The 4,438-nt window shown below is 76.7% G+C and carries 6 protein-coding genes; 4 read left to right on the plus strand and 2 right to left on the minus strand.

The window, feature by feature from the left end:
- Together NWP10_RS10580 and NWP10_RS10585 are read left to right on the plus strand one after the other, a co-directional pair.
- On the plus strand, window positions 1-1,173 hold a 1,173-nt coding region (locus NWP10_RS10580; protein WP_258300875.1), incomplete at its 5' end, for a PH domain-containing protein.
- Entirely contained in the window at window positions 1,170-2,105 is a 936-nt protein-coding gene (locus tag NWP10_RS10585; RefSeq protein WP_258300876.1) for a Rossmann-like and DUF2520 domain-containing protein, read from the plus strand. The genes NWP10_RS10580 and NWP10_RS10585, both read left to right, overlap by 4 nt.
- 72 nt (window positions 2,106-2,177) lie before the next feature.
- On the opposite strand, the gene NWP10_RS10590 is transcribed toward NWP10_RS10585, so the two are convergent.
- Both NWP10_RS10590 and NWP10_RS10595 read right to left on the minus strand, forming a co-directional pair.
- Window positions 2,178-3,047 carry a fructosamine kinase family protein gene (locus NWP10_RS10590; RefSeq protein WP_258300877.1) on the minus strand — a complete coding sequence of 290 codons (870 nt, stop codon included), beginning with the start codon at window positions 3,045-3,047 and terminating at the stop codon, window positions 2,178-2,180.
- Between the two features lie 52 nt (window positions 3,048-3,099).
- Window positions 3,100-3,579 carry a low molecular weight protein-tyrosine-phosphatase gene (locus tag NWP10_RS10595; protein WP_258300878.1) on the minus strand — a complete coding sequence of 160 codons (480 nt, stop codon included), beginning with the start codon at window positions 3,577-3,579 and terminating at the stop codon, window positions 3,100-3,102.
- Between the two features lie 71 nt (window positions 3,580-3,650).
- Between NWP10_RS10595 and NWP10_RS10600 the strand changes: the two genes are divergently transcribed.
- Both NWP10_RS10600 and NWP10_RS10605 read left to right on the plus strand, forming a co-directional pair.
- Window positions 3,651-3,779 (plus strand): hypothetical protein, encoded by a 129-nt coding sequence (locus tag NWP10_RS10600; RefSeq protein WP_258300879.1) that lies wholly within the window; start codon window positions 3,651-3,653, stop codon window positions 3,777-3,779.
- 88 nt (window positions 3,780-3,867) lie between these two features.
- Window positions 3,868-4,326, plus strand: a complete 459-nt coding sequence (locus NWP10_RS10605; protein ID WP_258300880.1) for a DUF3806 domain-containing protein — start codon at window positions 3,868-3,870, stop codon at window positions 4,324-4,326.
- Window positions 4,327-4,438: the final 112 nt, after the last annotated feature.

The following is a 4,438-nucleotide window of genomic DNA, read 5'->3' on the forward strand; positions in this document are numbered from 1 at the left end:
GCCCCGGGCGCCGACGCGCCCGAGGGGGCCCCGTCGTCGTCGTCCGGCCCGGGCCTGGTCCGCCGCGCCGACGACGAGGGCGAGCTCATGCTCCGAGTGCCCTCCGGCCGGCTGATCGGCTCGGTGCTGCTCTCCGGCGGCGTGGCCGGCACGGTGGCGGTCTACCTCGTGGTGGTGCTGGGCACGAGCCTGTTCTTCGCGCTCGCCCCCGGGACGTGGCTGGAGGGCGAGGACACCTCCCTGACGCCGATCGTGGTGGCCTGGGGCCTGCCGCTGGCGTTCGCCGTCGTGGGCCAGGCGTGGTCCGGGCTGAACGGCGGCTGGGGCTTCCAGGTGCGCCGCTCCGCCGACGGGCTGCGCCTGCGCCACGGCCTCACCGAGACCACCCACCAGACCGTCCCGCCGGGCCGCGTGCAGGGTGTGACCGTCAGCCAGCCGCTGTTCTGGCGGCCGTTCGGCTGGCACCGGGTGAAGGTGTCCGTGGCCGGCTACGGCGAGGATGCCGCCGGCAAGCGCAGCACCGCGCTGCCCGTGGGCACGTGGGAGGACGTGCTGCGGGTGCTCACCGTGGTCGCCCCGGACCCGGGCCTCGACGGCGACCCCCGCGAGGCCGAGGGCCTCACCCCCGCCCGCCTCATGCACCTGGGTCTGCACGGCTCGGGGACCGAGGGCGGCTTCCACCACATCCCGCACCGCGGCCGCTGGTGGTTCAACTGGTTCGCCTGGCGGCGCCGGGGCTTCACGACGACGCGGGCCCTGCTGGTGGTGCGCAGCGGACGCTGGAACCGCGTGCTCCAGACCCTCCAGCACGAGCGCGTGCAGACCGCCGCCCTGGACCAGGGCCCCGTGCAGCGCCGCCTGCGCCTGGCCACGGTGCACGTGCGCACGGCCGGCGGCCACGCCGTCCTGCCGGACCTGGACGAGGCGGTCGCCCTCGAGCTGTTCGCGGAGGAGGCCCGGCACGCCGCCGTCTCCCGCCGCCTGGCCGACCGCGACCGCTGGATGCGCCCCGAGGAGCTCGCCCGCTTCGAGCAGCGCACCCGCGAGGTGGCCGCCACCGAGGTGGGCCGCGAGGAGCTGGCGCGCGCCGGCGTCGCCCGGCCCGCCGCCCCCGCGGGGGGTGTCGCGGGCACTGACCCGGAGCCCCGCACGAGCCACGAGGAGCGACCATGACCGGCGGACTCGACCTGACCCTGGACCCGACCGACCCCACGCAGCGGCCCGGGCGCCTCGGCGTCGGGGTGGTGGGCGCAGGCCGCGTGGGCGCTGTGCTCGGCGCCGCCCTGCGCAACGCGGGGCACACGATCACCGGCGTGCACGCCGTCTCCGAGGCCTCCCGCACCCGCGCGGAGGCGCTGCTGCCCGAGGCGCCCGTCCTGGAGATCCCCGAGATCCTGCGCCGCTCGGAGATGGTGCTGTTCGCCGTCCCGGACGACGTGCTGCCCGAGCTCGTGGCCGGGCTCGCCGCCGCCGGGCACGTGCAGACCGGGCACCTCGTGGTGCACACCTCCGGGCGGCACGGCGTGGGCGCGCTGAACCCGGTGCGCGCCCACGGGGCCATCCCCATCGCCCTGCACCCGGCCATGACGTTCACCGGCCTCAGCCTGGACCTGGCCCGCCTCCAGGACTGCGTGTTCGGGGTCACCGCGGACCCCGTGGTGCTGCCCGTGGCGCAGGCGCTCGCGGTGGAGATGGGCGGGGAGCCCGTGGTCATCAAGGAGGCCGACCGCGGCGTCTACCACGCGGCCCTCTCGCACGGCTCGAACCACCTGGTCACGCTGACGGCGCAGGCCGCGCAGCTGCTGCGCGGCATCGGGGTGACGGACACGGAGCGGCTGCTGCGCCCGCTGATGGCGGCCTCGCTGGAGAACGCGCTCGCGGACGGCGACGGCGCCCTCACCGGCCCGGTGGCCCGCGGCGACGTCGAGACGGTGCGCGGCCACCGCGAGACCCTGCGCGAGCTGGTGGCCGAGGGCATGCCCGTCGACGTGCTGGCCGTGTGGGAGACGCTCGCCCGGGCCACCGCCGACCGGGCCGAGGCCCGCGGCGCCCTGAGGCCCGACGTCGCCGCCCGGCTCCGCGAGGCCCTCGCCCCCGACGCCTGACCCTTTCGTGCGGGAAACGGGAGGCTCCACGGGCACTTTCGTGCGGGAAACGGGAGCCTTCCGGGCCCCGGCTCAGGACGCCAGGCGCACCGCCGCCCGCAGCGACGCCGCCGCCTGCTCCCCGTACCCGCCGCCGAACAGCACGGCGTGCACCAGCAGGGGGACCGCCTGGTACGGCAGCACCCGCTCGCGCCAGCCGTCGGCGAGCGGGAACGCCTCCCGGTACGCCGCGAACGCCTCCTCGCCGAACCCGCCGAAGAGCCGCATCATCGCCAGGTCCACCTCGCGGTGGCCCCGGTGCGCGCTGGGGTCGATCAGCCAGGACCGCCCGTCCGCGTCCACGAGCCGGTTCCCGGCCCACAGGTCCCCGTGCACCAGCGACGACGGCTCGGCCGGCCCCAGCACCGCCGCGCCCGGGTGGTGGGCGGGGGCGTCCGGGCCGAAGCCGTCGGTGAGCTCGGCGAGGCGCTCGGCGTCCGCCCGCGCAGAGGCGGGCACGACGCCGGCCCGCGCGGCCCGGCGGGCCAGGGGCAGGATCCGGCGCCCCACCCAGGACTCGGCCCACGTGTACGCGGGCGTGTAGTCCACAGGGCAGGCGCCGAGCCAGCCGGCCGCGACGTCGTCGGGCGAGCCGAACCGGTCCGGCGCGCCGGCCTCCGGGCGCGACCCCGCGTGGAAGCCCGCCAGCTCCCGGCCGAACGCGGCCTCCGTCTGCCGGGTGCGCCGGCCGCCGTCGTCGATCCACTCGATCTCCAGGCCGGTCTCGCTCCACCCCAGCACGCGGGGCACGCGGGCCCCGGCCGCCGCGAGGGCGCGCAGGCCCGCGGCCTCGCGCTCGAAGAGGTGCGCGGGGGCATCGGCGCGGGCCTTCGTGAAGACGGGCGTGCCGTCGTCGCGGATCCACCGGCCGGTGCGTCCGGTCAGCGCCACGGAGCCTCCCATCTCCCGCACGAAAGGGCCGGTGGGGGCGCGGTCCGGCGCGCGGCGGCGGAGCTCAGAGGCGGCCGTCGCGGATCGCCGCGACCACCCCGTCGGCGGCGTCCTCGAGCTGGCGGTACATGTCCTCGAACTGCGCGCGCGGGTGCCCGTAGGGGTCCGGGACCTCGAGCACCCCGGCGGTGTCCGCGTCCGAGGCGAACTCGCCCATCATCCGCACTTTGGCCCGCCGCTCGTCCGTGGCGGCCAGCGCGTGCACGTCCGCGAGGTTCGACTCGTCCATGACCAGCACCAGGTCCGCCTCGTCCAGGTGCTCGGCGGCGAGGTGGACGCCGACGGACTCGAACGCGTAGCCCAGCTCCCCGCCGACCGCGCGGGTGAGCTCGTGCGGCCGATCGCCCACGTGGTAGTCGGCGGTGCCGGCAGAGGTCACGGTCACCTCGTCCGCGAGCCCGGCCTCCGCGAGCTTGCGCTGCAGCACCGCCTCGGCGGCGGGCGAGCGGCAGATGTTCCCCAGGCAGACGGTCATGATGCGCATGCCTCCAGTGTCTCAACTTCCCCGGACGCGCTAGCGTGAGTCCACCCACAGCATCGGCACAGGAGGGGGCGATGGGCGCACCGGACGAGGTCCCCGACCGCACGGATCCCGGCACGACGACGGCGTCCCGGCCCTGGGCGGCGGTGGTGGGCCTCGCGGCGTTCGCGGTGCAGGTGCCGCTGGCGCGACGCGTCGGCTGACCCCGCCGCTTTCGTGCGGGAAACGGGAGCCTCCCACGCCCCTTTCGTGCGGGAAACGGGAGCGGGCCGGCCTGGCAGGATGGAGGCCATGACCGAGCAGCCCGAGATGCACCCGCTGTCCGAGCCCGAGCAGGAGTGGGTGCGCGTCCGCCGCGAGTTCGCCGCCCAGGAGGGCGTGGACCACCTCGACCTGGACGCGGTGGCCGCGTACTACGACGGCGTCCTCGCCCGGTCCGTCTCCGAGGCCGAGGCGCTGGACCCGGACGAGCTGGCAGTGCTGCTGGACGTCGTCGCCGTGCTGCTGGGCGAGCACCTGGGCGCCCGCCACGGCATGCAGTGGGTGACGGTCTCGGACGACGAGGGCCCCGCCCTGGCCCTGCGGGACACGCTCTCGGACGCCGTCGTGTTCCCGCAGCCGGCGGTCGGGCAGGCGTGGAACGAGCAGGTCACGGGCGCGTGGCTGGGCGAGTACGTCGACTGGCTGGGCGAGCAGCTCCAGGGGATCCGCGCGGGCGACCGGCCCGACGGCGTCGCGCAACAGGACTGACAGGGCACCGCGTCGCCCTCTCACCCCACCCCCCCCTTTCGCCAGGGCTGGCAGACACGCCGCTACGTGGAACTCGTAGCGGCGTGTCTGCCAGCCCTGGCGCACCCCCGCC

The sequence above is a fragment of the Micrococcus sp. HG099 genome, assembly GCF_024723355.1.
Lineage (GTDB): Bacteria > Actinomycetota > Actinomycetes > Actinomycetales > Micrococcaceae > Micrococcus > Micrococcus endophyticus.